This window comes from Persicobacter sp. CCB-QB2, from assembly GCF_001274635.1.
Lineage (GTDB): Bacteria > Bacteroidota > Bacteroidia > Cytophagales > Cyclobacteriaceae > Persicobacter > Persicobacter diffluens.
This window is the reverse complement of the sequence record NZ_LBGV01000001.1, coordinates 2,918,722-2,936,127: the sequence shown is the minus strand read 5'-3', so window position 1 is coordinate 2,936,127 and position 17,406 is coordinate 2,918,722. Positions and strand designations below refer to the sequence as shown.

Here is a 17,406-nt window from a genome sequence, read left to right as displayed (position 1 = left end):
AATATGATAATCAATTGGTTATTAGTTGAGTTTCCGATTCGAAATTTTTCAATTCCAGCCGCTTCCCGTCAAATTCTCCGTAAAGGCAGTGCTTGAACCATTCCCCAAGATTATAATAACGGGCATTTTCATTGATCTTCAGATTCAGGGGCAAATGCCGGTGTCCGAATAAATAATAATCGTGGTGGTTTTCCGCCTCAATTTCCTTACAATAGGCAAAAATCCACTCGTCTTCCCCCAAAAACTGCTCGTCAAAGTCTGCATTTTGCAGTCTGCTGCCCTGTGACCATCGGGTGGCGATACCAATACCCAGATTTGGGTGTAAACGCTCAAAGCACCATTGACAGAAAGGGTTGGCGAAGATTTTCTTAAGGAATTTGTACTTCTTGTCTCCCGGGCCCAGCCCGTCACCATGGCCAATCATCATTTTGATGCCATTAATTTGCAGGCTGATGGGTTGTGCTTTAATCACCGGAATATTCAGTTCTTTGGGAAAGAAATCAAACATCCACATGTCGTGATTCCCGGTGAATAAAAGGATGTGAATGCCCCGGTCTTGCAACTCCGCTAATTTGCCTAAAAATCGCACATAACCTCTCGGGACAACCGTCTTGTATTCAAACCAGAAGTCAAAAATATCTCCCAAAAGCAGGATGGCGTGCGCATCATCGGCAATGCTGTCCAGCCAGCGGATGATTTTTTTTTCCCGGATAAGGCTTTGCTCGGCATCAGGAGCACCCAGGTGAAAATCAGAAGCGAAATATATTTTTTTGCCGTTGGGCAAATGTTGTAGGGAATCTAAATTCATCAGGAAAAAAGGCTTGCAGCCAGCTTAAAACATTTGTGTGCGAAAATAAAAAAATCAGATGAGGATCCCCCATCTGATTTTATCTATTCCGGTTTTTTATACCTTTTTAAGCTTCTGTATTCTCCTCGGAAGTTTTTTCTTCTTTAGAGGGCTCTACGCTTTTATTGGTGTATTCCTGATAAGTGGTTTGCTTCTCGAAAGGGCGCTTTCCAATTAATCTTTCCAGATCGGACTGGAATAAGATTTCCTTATCCAACAACTCCTGCGCAATCAGCTCTAATTGATCATTTTTACTCATCAGCAACTCTTTGGTGCGCTGATAGGCATCTGCAATGATTTTGCGTACCTCCTCATCAATTCTTTCAGCGGTCGCATCAGAGTAAGGTTTATTGAACTGCATGTCTCCCCCTTTGGAATCGTAGAAAGAAACATTGCCAATTTTATCGTTCATCCCATAAATCGAGACAATGGAATAGGCCATTTTCGTTACCCGCTCCAAATCACTCAATGCTCCGGTAGAAATTTTTTCGAAGATAATTTCCTCCGCTACACGACCACCCAAGGCCATACACATTTCATCGATCAATTGCTCCGTCTGATACAGGAACTGCTCTTTTGGAAGGTATTGGGCATAACCCAAAGCCGCTACTCCACGCGGAACAATACTTACTTTCACCAATGGATCAGCATGCTCCAGGAACCAACCTGCCACTGCATGACCGGCCTCATGGTAAGCCACAATTTTCTTCTCCTCAGGAGAAATAATCTTGTTCTTTTTCTCCAAACCTCCAATCACGCGGTCAATCGCATCCTGGAAGTCCTGCATGTCGACATGCTCCTTGTCTCTACGTGCGGCAATCAAAGCCGCCTCATTCGTTACGTTCGCAATTTCTGCACCGGCAAATCCCGGAGTTTGGGCTGCTAATTTTTTCGCATCCACATCAGGTGAAAGCTTCAGATTATTCAAATGCACCCCAAAAATAGCTTCACGACCTAAAATATCCGGCTTATCAATGGAAATCTGACGGTCAAAACGTCCCGGACGAAGCAATGCGCTGTCCAGTACATCCGGACGGTTAGTAGCCGCCAAAATGATCACGCCTGAATCCGTACCGAAACCATCCATCTCCACCAACAGGGAGTTCAGGGTGTTTTCGCGCTCATCATTGGAGCCCGGCATCTGGCCTTTACCACGCATTCTACCGATCGCATCAATCTCATCAATAAAGATGATACAGGGCGCCTTGTCTTTTGCCTGTTTGAAAAGGTCACGTACACGTGCGGCACCTACCCCTACAAACATTTCCACGAAATCAGAACCTGATAAAGTAAAGAAAGGAACACCTGCCTCCCCGGCAACGGCTTTCGCCAAGAGGGTTTTACCAGTACCCGGAGGGCCTACTAATAAGGCGCCTTTAGGAATTTTACCTCCCAGTTTGGTGAATTTGGAAGGTTTCTTCAGGAATTCTACAACTTCCTGCACCTCTTCTTTGGCTTCGTCCAGTCCGGCAACATCTTTAAAAGTAATTTTTACTTTATTCTCTGCGTCGAAAAGCTGTGCCTTGGATTTACCAATGTTGAAAATTTGGCCGCCAGGTCCGCCACCGCCGGTCATCCGGCGCATCAGGAACCAAAAAGCGAACAACATCAAAATCAAGAAACCATAGTTGAAGATAAAAGAGGTGATATCTGAACGATCCTCTACCTTATAGCCGATTTTCTGATATTCAGGATCTTTTTCCTTTAGCTTATTTTCCAGATCGGTATAATGGGTAATAAAAGCATCACCGGATACTATATTAACCTTGTACTGTGGGCCCTCAGAAGCGGGCATGCCAAATGCCGGAGCAGATTGATCCTCCTTATATTTGGTTTTTTCCATTGCTTCCGGTTTCAGGGTGATTTCCACCAGGTTTTGGTTTCTGATCACCAAAACCTCCTTCACGTCACCATCGGAAAGCATGGTGTCGAAGCGATCACGGGTAATGTCTTTTGCAGAATTGCCTTTGCCGAACATGCTGAAACCTATCACCAGCAACAACAATGAAATAATTACCCACATTTGGTAATTATTTCTAGGCGGCGGAGTAGGAATCATTTTTCGCTTTTTCTGTGGATTCTCTGCCATTATAAATTAGTTTGATATAAAAAATAAACGGAATTTTCTTGGTATTTGATAACAAACGGATTGGTTATGCCTTCGTTCCCTCAATATTAGATTTATTTTCAGGATTTAATACAATTCAAAATTAATTTATTGTATTATTTATTGCTAACCAATTTGCTGTCAACTTTATGAAGTATGCTTAGAGAAGATTCATTAAGAATCAATTCGTGTAATTTTTGCATCTCCCCACATATTTTCCAGATCGTAGAACTCGCGGGTCTCTTTTTTAAAAACATGCGCCACTACATCTACATAATCCAGTAGTACCCATTCTCTGCCGTCCATTCCTTCACGGTGCCATGGGTTGGTTTTGTTCTTTTTGAATACTTCCTCATCAACTGATTTGGCGATGGATTCTACCTGGGTATCTGAACTACCCGAAGCAATTACAAAAAAGTCAGCTACTGCATTGCCCACTTTTCTCAAATCCATGACCACCACATTGCTGGCTTTCTTTTCCAGCATCCCCATCACGACTAACTGGCTCAGCTCCTCGGAGGATAAGTTATTTTTTTCTTCCATTCGATGTATATAAATTAGCGCAGTAATATAATTATAATTCACTCCGCAAAAAATTGGCAAAAAAAATAAGAATAGGAAAAGAAATCAAATTTCTGCCAACATGTCAGTCAACCAATAGTCTTCTGATGCAAATGACCCTGCAGGATGGCACGCAAAATGGCAGTGTCATAGTGACGGAGGATCAAACGGCGGGTCGGGGACAAAGAGGAAATGGATGGGAATCTGAGCCTGGGGCTAACCTGACCTTTTCAATCGCTTTAAAACCAGAGATTATTCACCTTTCGGAGCAATTCTATCTGAGTATGGTGATTGCCCTGGGCATCTACAAGGTGCTGAAGCAATACATTCCCCAAGATGAGCTTCAATTAAAATGGCCCAATGATATTCTGGTTGGCAAACAAAAGATTTGTGGTATACTGATCGAAAACGTGATCAAACAGGGCCGCATGGAGTGGTCGGTGATCGGAATTGGATTAAATGTGAATCAGATTGAATTTGAGCTGGATAGGGCCATTTCTCTCGCCATGATTTGTGGACAGCCATTTGACAAACAGGAGATTTTAAGGTTAATATTACAATCCATTGAGCAGGAGTATACTAACTTAGCCATGGGAAGGCAGCAGGCGCTTAAAACTGACTACCTCAACGCTTTGTATGGTTATGAGCAAGTCTGCAGCTACGAGGATTTAAATGGTAAGGTAATTGAGGGAGAAATTGTAGATGTTGAGGATCAGGGCCCACTGGTACTGAAAGTCAATGGAAAGTTGCAGCGTTATCAGTTTAAAGAAATCAAGTTCCTCTCTTTGGAAGAATAAGTGTACTGAATTGAAACAAAGCGTGTTGTAATTGAATTTAATTTAAGCGAAATCAAACTATATTTTTATAAAAACATATGATTGAATCAGGTTTAAAATACAAGGTTAAAGATATTACTTTAGCTGAATGGGGAAGAAAAGAGATTAAATTGGCGGAGGCGGAAATGCCGGGTCTAATGTCCCTTCGTGAAGAATATGGTGCCGCAAAGCCTTTAGCGGGTGCGCGTATTGCCGGTTGTTTGCACATGACCATCCAGACGGCCGTATTGATTGAGACATTAGTAGCATTGGGTGCTGAGGTAACTTGGTCTTCTTGTAATATTTTCTCAACTCAGGATCATGCTGCTGCGGCCATTGCTGCTGCGGGTATTCCGGTTTACGCCTGGAAAGGAATGAATGAGGAAGAGTTTGATTGGTGTATCGAGCAAACTTTGACTGCATTCGAAGATGGCAAGCCATTGAATATGATTTTGGATGATGGAGGTGATTTGACTAATATGGTATTGGATCGTTACCCTCAGTTTGTGAACGAAATCAAAGGACTTTCAGAGGAGACCACTACTGGTGTACACCGTTTATACGAGCGCGAGCGCAATGGTTCATTGGTATTACCAGCGATTAACGTGAACGATTCGGTGACAAAATCGAAATTCGATAACAAATACGGTTGTCGTGAGTCTTTGGTAGATGGTATCCGTCGTGCAACTGATGTGATGATTGCGGGTAAAGTAGCTGTCGTTGCCGGTTTTGGTGATGTAGGAAAAGGTTCCGCAGAATCATTGCGTGGTGCAGGTGCTCGTGTTATCGTTACGGAAATTGACCCGATTTGTGCTTTGCAGGCAGCCATGGAAGGTTTTGAAGTAAAGAAAATGGACGATGCTGTGAAAGAGGCGGATATCGTGGTAACCACTACTGGTAACAAAGATATCATCGTGGGTCGTCACTTTGAGTCAATGAAGGACAAAACCATTGTTTGTAATATCGGTCACTTCGATAATGAAATCGATATGGCGTGGTTGAACGGCACTTATGGTGATACTAAAGATACCATTAAAGATCAGGTGGACAAGTACACCATTAATGGAAAAGAGGTAATTATTCTGGCTGAAGGACGTTTGGTGAACTTGGGTTGTGCTACTGGTCACCCTTCTTTTGTAATGTCCAACTCATTTACCAACCAAACTTTGGCGCAACTTGAGCTATGGACCAATAGCGATGCTTATGAAAACAAAGTTTACACTTTGCCAAAGCATTTGGATGAGAAAGTAGCACGTTTGCATTTGGCAAAAATCGGAGTGGAATTAGATACGCTTTCTGAGGATCAGGCAGACTATATCGGCGTTAAGGTAGAAGGCCCATTCAAGCCTGAGTATTATAGATATTAAGACGAACAGCATGTTGAAAAGCCCTAATTCGTTCCGGATGGTTTGGTATTAAACATGCGTTAAATTGCATTGACATAATTATAAAAAGGAGTCCCATTTTGGGGCTCCTTTTTTTATATTGATAGTCAGTGAATTAGTCTATAGAACTTGAGGTAATATATAATTAAAATTTATACTAGAAAAAAATGTGTTTTAATCATCTAAAAGGCATTTTCATGTTGATTTTGTGCTAGTTGTGTTTTTGGTACCTTAGTTTGGTGGTCTTTTTGCGTATAATTGCAAGAAGGGTGAGTGCGCGATATTTAGCTCCTTAGTGAGATTTGATTGAATTTTAACAATTATGAGTTTAATCACCAAATATCAGTTTTTTCTTCGGACGGAGGAAAGGGCCAGTACTCGAAAACATTGATCTATGAACTTTGCCAATTACTTTGTTGAGTCAGTAAACCGGAGCAAGAGGTTTTTTTACACTGCGGCCATCATGATGATGATTCCTACCGCCTGTAAACAAACTAATTCCGATACGTCGAAGACGGAGACCTTAGAGCAGCGCTTAGCGAAACATGCTCCTATGGTGGATGTGGATTTGGACGATATTCGCGATCGGGGACATTTGACGGCGATTCTTTTTGGTAACTCTACCAGTTTTTATCTTTACAAAGGTACTCCTCGTGGTTATGAGTATGAGTTGCTACAGAGTTTATCGAAATCTTTGGATGTAGATCTTAAAATCAGGGTAACGAATTCCTTTGAAGCAGCTTTAAAGATGCTGAATGAAGGAGAGGGTGATATTATTGCCCATAATTTAACCCAAACCAATGAAAGGAAGATGCTGGTCAACTTCACCGGAACCATGCGGGAAGAGCCTCCGGTATTGGTACAGCGTGAAGTGGGACGAAAAAACCCTACCACGCCCTTATCTCCCACGGAATTTGTGGTGAAACGCCAGCAGTTGGCCGGGAAGAAAGTATATGTGGGGAGAAATACGGTATTCTCCAATATGCTATATGAGCTTTCTTTAATTTGTAAAGAGCCAGTACAAGTTCAAATTGTAGATAAAACTGCCGAAGAATTGATTCGGGAAGTGGCGGAGGGGAAGATTGATTACACGATCTCTGATGCACACATTGCCAATTCCAATGCGATTTATTTTGGGAATTTGAATACAGAAGTAGCTATTGATGCCCCTCAAAAGCTGGCCTGGGCCATGCGCAAGAATAGTCCTGAATTATTGACGGCGACAAATGAGTGGTTGAGACATATCAAAACGACTTTCAGTTTTAACGGCATCTATAACCGTTATTATATGGATCAAAGAAGGTTTAAAATGCGTAATGATTCGCAGTTCTCGACCATCAATGGTGACCGGCTGAGTCCATATGATGAAATGATTAAAAAAGGAGCATACAATATCCGTTGGGACTGGCGATTACTGGCCGCTCAGATTTATCAGGAATCCCTTTTTGATCCGCAGGCGAAATCCTGGATGGGGGCGCAGGGGCTGATGCAGGTGATGCCCAATACCGCGAAGTTTTTTGGGAAAAATGAATCCGATCTTTATAATCCCGGGGAAAATATAGCCGCAGGAACCGAGTATTTGAACTGGCTGAATAAATTCTGGGCGAGAAGAATAGAAGACCCCAAAGAACGGATTAAGTTTATTTTAGCTTCTTATAATGCCGGACAAGGGCATGTGTTGGATGCACAGCGATTGGCGAAAAAGTATGGAAAGGATCCGGAAAAATGGGAGGACAATGTGGAGTTTTACTTATTAAAAAAATCGGAAGCAACCTTTTATAAAGATCCGGTAGTGAAATCTGGCTATTGTCGGGGAAGAGAACCGGTGACCTATGTAAAAAGCATTTTGAAAAGGTACGATTCTTACCAACAACTTATACCGAGTTAAGATTTAACGGCCTCTCATTTTGGGAGGCCGTTAAATTTTGGGTGATTCTAAGCGGGCAGCTTTTCATCCATAAACTCTCTTGCCAGTTTACCGCTCAGTATGGAAAGCGGGATACCTCCTCCCGGGTGTACGCTGCCCCCACAGAAGAAAAGGTTTTGAAGGTTGGAGGAATAATTCGCATGTCTCAAAAAAGCGGCAAACATATTATTGGAGCTGTTCCCGTATAAGGCCCCGGCAAAACTGCTGGTTTTGTCTTCTATGCCTCTGGGGTCCAAAATTTCCTCTGTTTCGATGAGCTCCTCGATATTGGTTCGGAGCTGTCGATTGATTTTCTGAATCATATGAGCCCTGGCCTCCCTGACGAGTTGATCCCAGTCTTGCCCCTGATTATGGGGGACATTAATCATAGTGAACCAGTTTTCGCAGCCTTTTGGTGCATCTTCAGGTTCATATTTCGAAGTAATGCAGATGTAGATGGTTGGATCCTCGAAAATGCTTTTTTGATCAAAGAGCTGCCGGAACTCCTCCCGGTAATTTTTGGAGAAAAGGATATTATGTACGCCTAACTGTGGGAATTGCTTTTTGATGCCCCAATAGAAAATAAGTGCTGAGCTTGATTTCGGCTGATTCAGAAGGAATTTCGGGGCATATGCCTGAGGCAATAGTTTTCGATAGGTATTGACCATATCCATATTACTGACCACCGCATCAAATTTATATTGTCCTTGGTCAGTGGCAATCCCTTTTACCAGCTTATCCTCTGTCAGAATTTCTTCCACTCTTTGGTTAAAGTGAAAATGAACGCCTTTCCTATTGGCCAGCTCAAACAACGCCTTGGTAATCGCAATCATCCCACCTTTTGGGGCATAAGCTCCTAATTGGTGTTCCAAATGCTGGATAATATTTAAAGTGGCAGGCGTCTGATAAGGGTCGGATCCATTATAGGTGGCATAACGGTCAAAAAGTTGAATAATTTCCTTATTCCCGTACAGATGTTGGTTTTCCTGATGCATGCTTCTCAGGAAATTTAACCTGGGAACTTTAGGATAGGCATTGAAAGCTTCTCGACTCCAGTAAGTTTTGGCTTTGTGAATGCTTTTGTACATGAACAAGGGGGCCAGCGTTTCGTAAAGTTCCTGGCTTTTTTTCATGCCCTTCATGATTTGCCGAAAGGGAACTTTAGTTTTCTGTGCGATTTCCCCTGCAAATTTTTCCACTTCGGCATGAGCCGTAATCTCCAGTCCTGATTCATAGAAGTATTTGCAAATAGGATCCATTCGGCTGTATTCGAAATGATCGCGGGGATTTTCGCCTGCCAGTTCAAAAAGTTCATCTACTAATTCAGGCAAGGTGAACAGGGAAGGCCCGGCGTCGAAGCGGTACTCACCGGATTTGATTTCGGAGAGCTTGCCGCCCGGATAGGCGTTGGCTTCAAAAACATGTACCTCCTCTCCTTTGATGGCTGAGCGGATGGCGACCGAAAGTCCTGCAACTCCGGCACCAATAATGCCTATTTTGTTCATAGTAGGTTTCCTTTTAAAAAAATAAAGCGGTATAAATTAAAAAATTAATACCGCTTTATCAGCTTAGGTCAGATGTAAATAATGCTCATTGATCAAATACCCGAGCAGTAAAAGAGAATTGTGGAGGCAATGAAAGAAAATTGCCCAGCTGATTCCAAAGCGGAGTCGGGTAAAGCCAAGGAAGTAACCCGCTACAATCTGGGGAAGAACCATTAAAGGAATTGCCCATAGGGGAACATCCACCGCTACAAAATTTACGGCATGTGCCAACCCAAAAGAAAACACGGACAACCAGAATAGTCCTTTGAAATATTTTCCCCAGATCACCTCCGGCCGGTGTCGCCAGTCGGAAAAATAGAAATAAAGGAAAACCGACAAAGCACCGATGAGTACTATGGCTAAATTTTTTGGAAGTGACTGAAAGCAAATGGCTGCCAGGAAAACGATCCAAATGAAAAAGGAAATGCCGGCGTATTTGGGCCGGAGAAATAAGCGGAAGCCTAATTCTTCCAGGGTGGGCTGAACAATTCCGGCTAAAACAAAGACCACCGCAAAGGGCATGGTTTCCAGAAACTGCTCAATGGCATGGTTATCTAAATTATCCACTATGCCCTTCGACTCTAAAGTATATAATACACCCATTACCAAAAACATAGGAATCCACATCATCAGGTAAATTCCTAAAACCTTTGGTAAAGCAGTCTGAAAATCTTCTTTCTGGTAAATATCACGAGGGGCTTTCCAAAAATGCTTTAAGCTTTCTCCCTCAGAAAAAATTGTACTCATGATGCTTATTCCACTTCTACGTAAATCACTTTCTTCGTCTCGAAGAAATCCTCCTCAAAAAAGTCTGGCAGGTCATATTCGCGATAAGGACGCTTCAATTCGGCCATCTCTTCTTTGAGATCTCCCCCTTTTAAATACAAAATACCGTTGAATAAGGGGTGCAAAGATTCGTCTTTGAAATGGGTGCGTACCCAATTAAAGAATGGCTTAATGCGCGTTACCGCCCTGCTGACCACAAAATCGTATTTTTGCTTGACCTTCTCTGCTCGAATTTGCTCCGCCTTTACATTATCCAATCCCAGGGCTTCCGCAACATTTTGCACTACCGTGATTTTCTTCCCAATGGAGTCAATCAGGTGGAAGTTAGTCTCTGGAAACATGATCGCTAAGGGAATACCTGGAAAACCACCACCGGTTCCTACATCCAAAACATGTGCTCCCGGGCGGAAGCCCATCACTTTGGCTATTCCCAGGGAATGCAGCACGTGGCGTACATACAACTCCTCTATATCTTTTCTGGAAATGACGTTGATTTGACTATTCCAGTGAAAATATAAATCCTTCAGCTGGCTGAATTGCTCCTTTTGCTTCTCTGTAAGCTCCGGGAAATATTTGAAGATAATATCGACAGTATGTTCCATTGCATTATTTAAATAAAAAGGAGAGTAATAAACTCTCCTTCAGTATAATTTATGCAAAGGTAGAAACTACCTGCTTGTCCTACAAATCGAATGCGAAATTGCATTAAATATGATGCTCGTTCCCTTTTACCAGGTCATACAGTAATTCTCTGGCGCGGTGCAGTTGGGCCTTAATCGTACCCAGTGGGGAACCCAGCTCTTTGGCGATTTCGTCATAGGATAATTCCTGAAAATACCGAAGCCGTACCAGTCGCTGGTATTTAGGAGGAAGCTTGGTCACGAACATTTGTACCAGTTCGATTTTCTGACTTTTAATCGCCTCTTCCTGTGGATTCAAAGAACCATCTCTCACCTCTATGCCCACTGTTTCGCCATTATCATCTTTATACGTAGACTCAATACTTAAAGTATCCAGTTTCTTCTTACGGATAAAGTCAATGGCATTGTTGGTCGCAATGCGAAACAGCCAGGTAGAAAAGGTATAGTCCTTTTTAAATTTGTGTAAGTTCTTGAACGCTTTCGCGAAAGCTTCAATGGTCAGATCTTCCGCATCATCCACGTTGCGGATCATCTTCAGGATGATATGATAAACCGGTTTTTTATATCTTTTCATCAGATCAGCATAAGCTTGCTGATCTCCCTCCTCTACAGCTCGGTCAATCAATTTGAAATCCTCTAATGCTTTTGCTGAAAATGTCTTTCTTGGTGATGATTCCATTGAGTTTGTTTGATAAAAAGTGTTCGCAGTCCTGTTAATACATAATAAAAGACGTATAGCAGGTCTAAAATTGGGATGCTCCAGATCGAAACTTTTTCTCTGAGTCTTTCTGCAGACAATTTAATATTGATACTGATCACTGCAACTACAAGTAGCCCAAATGCCAGTAAATTTATTGATAAACCAAAATGCCAAAGGTTCAGGGGCAGCAATAGCCAGAAAAAGACTTTGCTGATCACCCAGCACCCTAATAGCAGGCGGTCGGTAAATCGGTATTTCACTCCAGCAGAAAGGTGACGTGTTTTCTGATGGATAAATGCCCTCCAGCTTTCCTTAGGTTTGGAATAAACAAAAGCGGCTGGATGAATCTCCCAATCAGTGTTGTGCTTATTGGCCATTTCATTGACCAATAAATCGTCGTCTCCACTGAGAATTTGATCATGCTTGCTAAACCCTCCATGGTCGAGAAAAAAACCTTTTTGATAGGCCAAATTTCTACCTACTCCCATATAAGGGTTTCCCCACATTGCAAGTGAAAGATAGGAAATCCCGCTTAAAAGTGTTTCGAAACGAATAAATAAATTCAAAAATCCCTTATGAAAATTATACGGGCTGTATCCCAATACGAATTGTATGTTTTTTTGGAACTTAGAGGCCATAAGGAAGAGCCAATCCTCGCTGGCGGGCCGGCAGTCCGCATCAGTGAAGACCATATGATTGTGTTGGGCGTGTAGGATTCCCTGTTGAATTGCATATTTTTTGGGACTTTTGCCTGCTGGAGTCTCATTTATGGAAATAATATTTAAATGAGAATTGAATTTTTTTTGCTCCAACAGTAGTTTCCTGCTGCTGTCTGTTGATCGGTCATCGACGAATAATAGCTCCCAATCCTCCGGATATTTTTGTTTTTGGAGTTGTTCCAGAAGTTCAGGAAGATTTTTTTCCTCATTGTGAATTGCAACAATCAGGCTGAGTTTGGGAAGGGAGGGCCCGGGCGAATTTTTGGGCTTTTGCCACCAAATTCTGCTAAACAGCAGGCCATGGTAAATCATTTGTATCCCTCCGGCGATCAACCAGCTGATTAAAAGAAAAAAAAGGCTGGGATTCCCCGAGTATTTTTCAATAATATCTTCCAAAAAGCGTTAATTTTGCTCGGTTAAACGGCAAAGCATAGGAAATAGGATGATTAGTATATTTCCTTGCTTCATTCGTTTAAAGGTAATGGAAATTTTAGATAGTTCTCCTCAGAGGGCTCATCTTTGATCGATAAATAGAAAAACGCATGCAGTTCGAATTAGAAGCAAAAGACCCCAAGAGTAAAGCACGTGCCGGGGTGATCACCACCGATCACGGGAAAATCGAAACTCCTATCTTTATGCCGGTAGGTACGGCGGGATCCGTGAAGGCGGTACACACCCGGGAGTTGAAGGAGGATGTAAAGGCGCAGATTATTTTGGGAAATACCTATCACCTGTACCTTCGTCCGAAATTGGATATACTGGAACAGGCGGGCGGACTGCATAAGTTCAATGGCTGGGATCGTCCTATTTTGACCGATAGTGGCGGGTATCAGGTGTTTTCACTTTCCGGAACCAGAAAAATTAAGGAGAATGGGGTGACTTTTAAATCTCATATCGATGGGTCCAAGCATTTGTTTACACCGGAAGGCGTGATGGATATTCAGCGTACGATCGGTGCCGATATTATGATGGCTTTTGATGAGTGTACGCCTTATCCTTGTGATTTCCGCTATGCGAAAGATTCCATGGAAATGACACACCGTTGGTTGAAGCGTTGTATTGATCGGTTTGACAGCACTGATCCGAAATATGGCTATAGCCAGACTTTGTTCCCGATAGTTCAGGGATCAACCTATAAAGATTTGCGCGAGCAGTCGGCTACATTTATTGCGGAGCAAGGCCGTGAAGGAAATGCCATTGGAGGACTTTCGGTGGGAGAGCCGGCAGAAGAAATGTATGCAACCACGGATTTGGTAACGAATATTTTGCCAGAAGACAAGCCTCGTTATTTAATGGGAGTAGGGACGCCGGCTAACATTCTGGAGAGTATTGCTTTAGGGGTGGATATGCTGGACTGCGTAATGCCTACGCGTAATGCGCGTAACGGTATGCTTTTTACCTCTGAGGGCATTATCAATATTAAAAATGAAAAATGGAAGGACGACTTCTCTCCGATTGATCCGAATATTGGAGGTTATGTGTCTACTTTCTATACGAAAGCTTATTTGCGCCATTTGGTGACGGCGAAGGAATTATTGGCGAACCAAATTGCTTCTATCCACAATTTAACTTTCTACCTGTGGTTGGTAGGGCAGGCACGTGAGAAAATCAAATCCGGAGAATTTGCCAGTTGGAAAAATGTGATGGTAGAAAAGGTGAGCCGTCGATTGTAATAGGCCTTGAATCTTTTCGATTTTTATTGTGGGTAATTTAAATTGCCCACTCAACCTTTTTTAAGCTCATGCTAAAAATTCTTGACCGCTATATCCTCAAAAAGTTTTTGACCTCCTATGTGTTTGTCGTGATGGTATTGGTGTCGGTAATTTGTATTATCGATATGACCGAGAAGAACGATAAATACCTGCAGAATAAGCTGCCGATGATGGAAATTCTGGCTTACTATGGGGATTTTGCGCTATATATGGGGAATTTCATTACCCCACTCATGGTTTTTATCACCACGGTATTCGTGACCTCTAAACTGGCCAGTCATACTGAAATCATTGCGATTTTAAGTAGTGGGGTGAGCTTTAAGCGGTTTATGCGCCCTTACTTTGTGGGGGCGACACTTTTGGCAGTAGTCAGTTTTTTTGCCAATGCTTATTTGATTCCGAATTCAAACAAATCCCGACTGGAATTTGAACGGGCTTATTTGGAGCGTCAGTTTTATTTTGATGATCAGCATGTACACATTAAGCTTTCACCGGAGTCCTATTTGTATCTAAAATCGTACAATAACAGTTCCAATACGGGTTATCGGGTGACTTTGGAAACGATTGAAGGCAATGAACTGAAATCCAAACTGACCGCTCGCCGAATGAAGTGGAATAGGGAAAAGGAAAGCTGGACGCTCTATAATTGGCAGCAAAGGGAAATCAATGGGATGGAGGAAATTGTTACCAAGGGGAATGAGCTTGATTCTGCCTTTAACCTTTTGCCGAAATATTTCGAAAATCAGGAAAAGGAATATGAAGCCCTGACGCTTCCAGAGCTGGATATGGCCATTGCCGATTTGCAGTCCCGGGGTTCTGAGACCTGGAAGGAATACGAAATTGAGAAATTTGTGCGCTATACCTCTCCTTTTGCCATTCTGATCCTGACCTTTATCGGAATTACGGTGTCTGCCAGAAAAGCGCGTGGAGGGACTGGCGTACAGGTTGCGATTGGTTTCGTATTGGCCTTTGTGTACATTATCTTCTTTATGTTTGGCCGAACTTTGGCGGAAAAGGGGACCTTAACCCCGATTATCGCTGTTTGGATTCCTAATATCGTCTTTGGATGTATTGGGGTATATTTATATCGAACCGTGCCTAAATAAAATGCAACAGAACGCAGTAAAGGATTACCTGATGCTCCACTTTATCGTATTTGTGTGGGGCTTCACGGCAGTGTTGGGGAAATTGATCACTTTGCCCGCCGTAGAGATTGTATTTTACCGAACGCTGATTGCGTCAGTAGCCATGTATATTTTACTGGCACAGCGTAAGCGGCTACAGGCGCTGACTAAAAAGGCGAAATACCACTTGTTGGGGGCAGGTGCCTTAATCGGTTTTCACTGGATTTTGTTTTTTGCCTCGGCGGAAATTTCTACCGCTTCGGTCTCATTAGCAGGAATTGCGACCGGTGCTTTTTGGACCAGTTTACTGGATCCAATGATCAATAAGCGAAAAGTGGCCTGGTATGAGGTGCTATTGGGGATATTTGTCCTGTTGGGCCTTTATGTAATTTTTAGTTTTGAATTCACGCACTTTTGGGGTTTAATGGTGGCGATTGCCTCAGCCATTGCAGCCAGCTTATTTACGATTTGTAATGGGCGATTTGTCGGGAAATACGAACCAGCGACCATTACCCTTTATGAAATGGTAGGTGCCTTTGGCTTCACCGTGCTATTCCTGCCAATTTATGTGACCTTTTTTGCGGAGGGAAATATATTGAGAATGTGGGGTGGATGGGCTGATTTCGGTTGGTTGATGATATTGTCGCTGGGTTGTACCGTTTATGCCTATACGGCTTCCGTGAAGGTGATGCGTACCGTTACCCCTTTCATGATGAATCTTACCGTGAATATGGAGCCGATTTATGGTATTACCCTGGCGGTCCTGATTCTGGGCTCAGAGGAGAAAATGAGCAGTCAGTTCTACATCGGAACAGCGATGATTTTGCTATCTGTATTGTGCTATCCCTTATTGAAAAACTGGGATAAGCGGAGAAAGCATAAAAAAGAAAAAATAAGGCTTCAGGAGGTTTGAAGCTAAAGAAGTTACAAAAAAGGGAGTGCGCAATGCATTCCCTTTTTTTAGTTTTAAGCCGAATTATTCGCCGCTAGATTTAGTTATCCGTCTTGATAGATTTATTATCAATTCATTACGTTCGCGTCTGCTGATTTTTTTATAGCCCAAATTTGGGCAAGTTTGCTTTCTCCTCATTCATCTGCTTCCTTGGGAAAAACTCTAAATAGGATACTATTCCTTCATTTTTTCCGCCTTGCAGCTAAGGGGGATTGAAGCATGATTAATCCGGGTTAAGCATGCATCATTCGGCTTAAAAAGCTTCCAGTATGGAAAGGTAAATTCCTTTTTGCCCCCCGGAGCCGAATCCTACATCTACCCGAACATTCAGGCGATCCTTTTCCGTGGCCTGAAAACGAAGGCCTGCACCACCCACAAACTGCGCCTCCTGAAGGCTGAATTGATGTGCATGAGTAGCGGTTTGTCCGGCACCAGCCCAGGTGGCTCCGCTGAATCGCCACCATAAATGCCGGCGAAATTCTACCTGAGCAAACCAGGCATTATTATCTAAATAGCGGTTGAAGTGGTCAATTCCTCTTAATCTTTTGCTCCCGCCAATGCCGGGCATCAGAAAAAAGGGCACCTCTCCATCGGTAATGTCTACTCTTCCCTGAAGTGCCAATATGTTTTTTTCGTCCACAATAGTAAAAAACTTCCGGATCTCGGCGGTGAATAAATTGAATTGATAATCACTAAGTCCCGGCGTATAAAAGGAGGCTTGTAGATTGAGCCAGTGGCCGGAAGTAGGGTAGAAATTATTGTTTCGCGTGTCCCAGCGCAAAATAGGGCCAAAGCCGATCAGGTTTCCGCCCTCGTAACCCGGGGTGGATATGGGTAATATCTCGGGATTGTCAATGTCTGCAACCGTCTGGTGCATATAGTTCATTCCGAAACCCACCATTAACTCTTGTCGCAGCATATAATTAAATTCGGCATTATAGCTGAAGGAATTGGAGGTGTAAAGGGTGAATTGCTCGGAGCTGTTCGCTGCTCCAATGCCATAGAATTCATCATTGGGCAATAATGCCAGATTAATATTTCCCTGAAGGTTCCATTTTTTCAAATAAACGTCATAACCCAATTCCGCCTTGACCTGATTTTTGGTAGACCAGGTAAGTTGCGGCATTAAAAGGGTGGGGCGATACCAATCTTCCTGATTGTTGTTATTTTTGATTTTAATGATGGACAGCCCTCCCATTCGCATGCCATCCCGAGGACTGTAGGCCACCGCCGGATAAGCCGAAAGCGCTACCTTTTCATTTTCATAGGAAAATAAATCGACCAGGTTCAAAACTTTATCCACCAACCCAACGCCAGTGCTTGCTTTTCCCACTTCATCAACAGCTTCTGCCTCCTGCGCCAAAGCGATTTGGTGAAAAAAGGTTAAAATGAAGAGGCTTGTAACTAATATTCGATGCATGTATAATTGACCCAGAATGAGGTGTTTATCCGTAAATTTGAGCCTGCAAAGGTAAGAAGCTTTTGCTTAATTGTTAAATTTTGTGAAGATAAGCGTGATAATCACCTTTTTATTTCAATGGGGTGCAATAATGTGCGTATAAATTAGCATATTTGCTAGTGAGGAACGGAAATTGCCGATTCTTTTT

The 17,406-nt window shown here is 42.7% G+C and carries 15 protein-coding genes; 6 read left to right on the top strand and 9 right to left on the bottom strand.

The window, feature by feature from the left end; genetic code table 11:
• Positions 1–10 precede the first annotated feature (10 nt).
• From NG22_RS12940 to rsfS, 3 genes are all read right to left on the bottom strand, one after another.
• The gene (locus tag NG22_RS12940; protein WP_053406110.1) at positions 11–808 is read right to left on the bottom strand and encodes a UDP-2,3-diacylglucosamine diphosphatase; all 798 of its coding nucleotides are present in this window, start codon (positions 806–808) and stop codon (positions 11–13) included.
• 106 nt (positions 809–914) lie between these two features.
• A complete protein-coding gene (gene ftsH / locus NG22_RS12935) occupies positions 915–2,936 on the bottom strand; it encodes an ATP-dependent zinc metalloprotease FtsH (protein ID WP_053406109.1) in 2,022 nt (673 codons plus the stop codon).
• A gap of 192 nt (positions 2,937–3,128) precedes the next feature.
• Positions 3,129–3,497 carry a ribosome silencing factor gene (gene rsfS / locus NG22_RS12930; protein WP_053406108.1) on the bottom strand — a complete coding sequence of 123 codons (369 nt, stop codon included), beginning with the start codon at positions 3,495–3,497 and terminating at the stop codon, positions 3,129–3,131.
• A 53-nt stretch (positions 3,498–3,550) separates the two neighbouring features.
• On the opposite strand from rsfS, the gene NG22_RS12925 reads away from it, so the two are divergent.
• From NG22_RS12925 to NG22_RS18220, 3 genes are all read left to right on the top strand, one after another.
• A complete protein-coding gene (locus tag NG22_RS12925; RefSeq protein ID WP_072159079.1) occupies positions 3,551–4,312 on the top strand; it encodes a biotin--[acetyl-CoA-carboxylase] ligase in 762 nt (253 codons plus the stop codon).
• Between the two features lie 77 nt (positions 4,313–4,389).
• The gene (gene ahcY / locus NG22_RS12920; RefSeq protein WP_053406106.1) at positions 4,390–5,697 is read left to right on the top strand and encodes an adenosylhomocysteinase; all 1,308 of its coding nucleotides are present in this window, start codon (positions 4,390–4,392) and stop codon (positions 5,695–5,697) included.
• Positions 5,698–6,109: 412 nt separating this feature from the next.
• Complete coding sequence (locus tag NG22_RS18220; protein ID WP_053406105.1) at positions 6,110–7,603, top strand: transporter substrate-binding domain-containing protein; 1,494 nt, start codon at positions 6,110–6,112, stop codon at positions 7,601–7,603.
• A 47-nt stretch (positions 7,604–7,650) separates the two neighbouring features.
• Here NG22_RS18220 and crtD read toward each other — a convergent pair whose 3' ends face one another.
• The 5 genes from crtD to NG22_RS12890 all read right to left on the bottom strand — a co-directional run bounded on the left by crtD (position 7,651) and on the right by NG22_RS12890 (position 12,407).
• On the bottom strand, positions 7,651–9,126 hold the full coding sequence (crtD, locus tag NG22_RS12910) for a 1-hydroxycarotenoid 3,4-desaturase CrtD (RefSeq protein WP_053406104.1): 1,476 nt from the start codon (positions 9,124–9,126) through the stop codon (positions 7,651–7,653).
• A gap of 63 nt (positions 9,127–9,189) precedes the next feature.
• Entirely contained in the window at positions 9,190–9,912 is a 723-nt protein-coding gene (locus NG22_RS12905) for a CPBP family glutamic-type intramembrane protease (RefSeq protein WP_053406103.1), read from the bottom strand.
• 5 nt (positions 9,913–9,917) lie between these two features.
• Positions 9,918–10,553 (bottom strand): 16S rRNA (guanine(527)-N(7))-methyltransferase RsmG, encoded by a 636-nt coding sequence (gene rsmG, locus NG22_RS12900; protein WP_053406102.1) that lies wholly within the window; start codon positions 10,551–10,553, stop codon positions 9,918–9,920.
• A 103-nt stretch (positions 10,554–10,656) separates the two neighbouring features.
• Positions 10,657–11,271, bottom strand: coding sequence for an RNA polymerase sigma factor (locus NG22_RS12895; protein WP_053406101.1), 615 nt, complete (start codon positions 11,269–11,271; stop codon positions 10,657–10,659).
• Positions 11,229–12,407: a glycosyltransferase gene (locus NG22_RS12890; protein WP_053406100.1), complete on the bottom strand. Its 1,179-nt coding sequence runs from the start codon at positions 12,405–12,407 to the stop codon at positions 11,229–11,231. The genes NG22_RS12895 and NG22_RS12890 overlap by 43 nt, the downstream gene beginning before the upstream one ends.
• Before the next feature lie 146 nt (positions 12,408–12,553).
• Between NG22_RS12890 and tgt the strand changes: the two genes are divergently transcribed.
• The 3 genes from tgt to NG22_RS12875 all read left to right on the top strand — a co-directional run bounded on the left by tgt (position 12,554) and on the right by NG22_RS12875 (position 15,760).
• Entirely contained in the window at positions 12,554–13,684 is a 1,131-nt protein-coding gene (gene tgt / locus NG22_RS12885) for a tRNA guanosine(34) transglycosylase Tgt (RefSeq protein WP_053406099.1), read from the top strand.
• Between the two features lie 68 nt (positions 13,685–13,752).
• Entirely contained in the window at positions 13,753–14,829 is a 1,077-nt protein-coding gene (locus tag NG22_RS12880; RefSeq protein WP_053406098.1) for an LptF/LptG family permease, read from the top strand.
• Between the two features lies 1 nt (position 14,830).
• Positions 14,831–15,760: a DMT family transporter gene (locus NG22_RS12875; protein WP_053406097.1), complete on the top strand. Its 930-nt coding sequence runs from the start codon at positions 14,831–14,833 to the stop codon at positions 15,758–15,760.
• Positions 15,761–16,052: 292 nt separating this feature from the next.
• Here the strand turns inward: NG22_RS12875 and NG22_RS12870 are convergent, their stop codons facing one another.
• Positions 16,053–17,219, bottom strand: a complete 1,167-nt coding sequence (locus NG22_RS12870; protein ID WP_053406096.1) for a BamA/TamA family outer membrane protein — start codon at positions 17,217–17,219, stop codon at positions 16,053–16,055.
• Between the last annotated feature and the right edge of the window lie 187 nt (positions 17,220–17,406).

What these genes read in the sequence shown, in the direction of transcription:
- NG22_RS12940 (WP_053406110.1), bottom strand. Translation starts at nt 808, where the DNA reads ATGAATTTAGATTCCCTACAACATTTGCCCAACGGCAAAAAAATATAT.
- ftsH (WP_053406109.1), bottom strand. Translation starts at nt 2,936, where the DNA reads ATGGCAGAGAATCCACAGAAAAAGCGAAAAATGATTCCTACTCCGCCG.
- rsfS (WP_053406108.1), bottom strand. Translation starts at nt 3,497, where the DNA reads ATGGAAGAAAAAAATAACTTATCCTCCGAGGAGCTGAGCCAGTTAGTC.
- ahcY (WP_053406106.1), top strand. Translation starts at nt 4,390, where the DNA reads ATGATTGAATCAGGTTTAAAATACAAGGTTAAAGATATTACTTTAGCT.
- NG22_RS18220 (WP_053406105.1), top strand. Translation starts at nt 6,110, where the DNA reads ATGAACTTTGCCAATTACTTTGTTGAGTCAGTAAACCGGAGCAAGAGG.
- crtD (WP_053406104.1), bottom strand. Translation starts at nt 9,126, where the DNA reads ATGAACAAAATAGGCATTATTGGTGCCGGAGTTGCAGGACTTTCGGTC.
- NG22_RS12905 (WP_053406103.1), bottom strand. Translation starts at nt 9,912, where the DNA reads ATGAGTACAATTTTTTCTGAGGGAGAAAGCTTAAAGCATTTTTGGAAA.
- rsmG (WP_053406102.1), bottom strand. Translation starts at nt 10,553, where the DNA reads ATGGAACATACTGTCGATATTATCTTCAAATATTTCCCGGAGCTTACA.
- NG22_RS12895 (WP_053406101.1), bottom strand. Translation starts at nt 11,271, where the DNA reads ATGGAATCATCACCAAGAAAGACATTTTCAGCAAAAGCATTAGAGGAT.
- tgt (WP_053406099.1), top strand. Translation starts at nt 12,554, where the DNA reads ATGCAGTTCGAATTAGAAGCAAAAGACCCCAAGAGTAAAGCACGTGCC.
- NG22_RS12880 (WP_053406098.1), top strand. Translation starts at nt 13,753, where the DNA reads ATGCTAAAAATTCTTGACCGCTATATCCTCAAAAAGTTTTTGACCTCC.
- NG22_RS12875 (WP_053406097.1), top strand. Translation starts at nt 14,831, where the DNA reads ATGCAACAGAACGCAGTAAAGGATTACCTGATGCTCCACTTTATCGTA.
- NG22_RS12870 (WP_053406096.1), bottom strand. Translation starts at nt 17,219, where the DNA reads ATGCATCGAATATTAGTTACAAGCCTCTTCATTTTAACCTTTTTTCAC.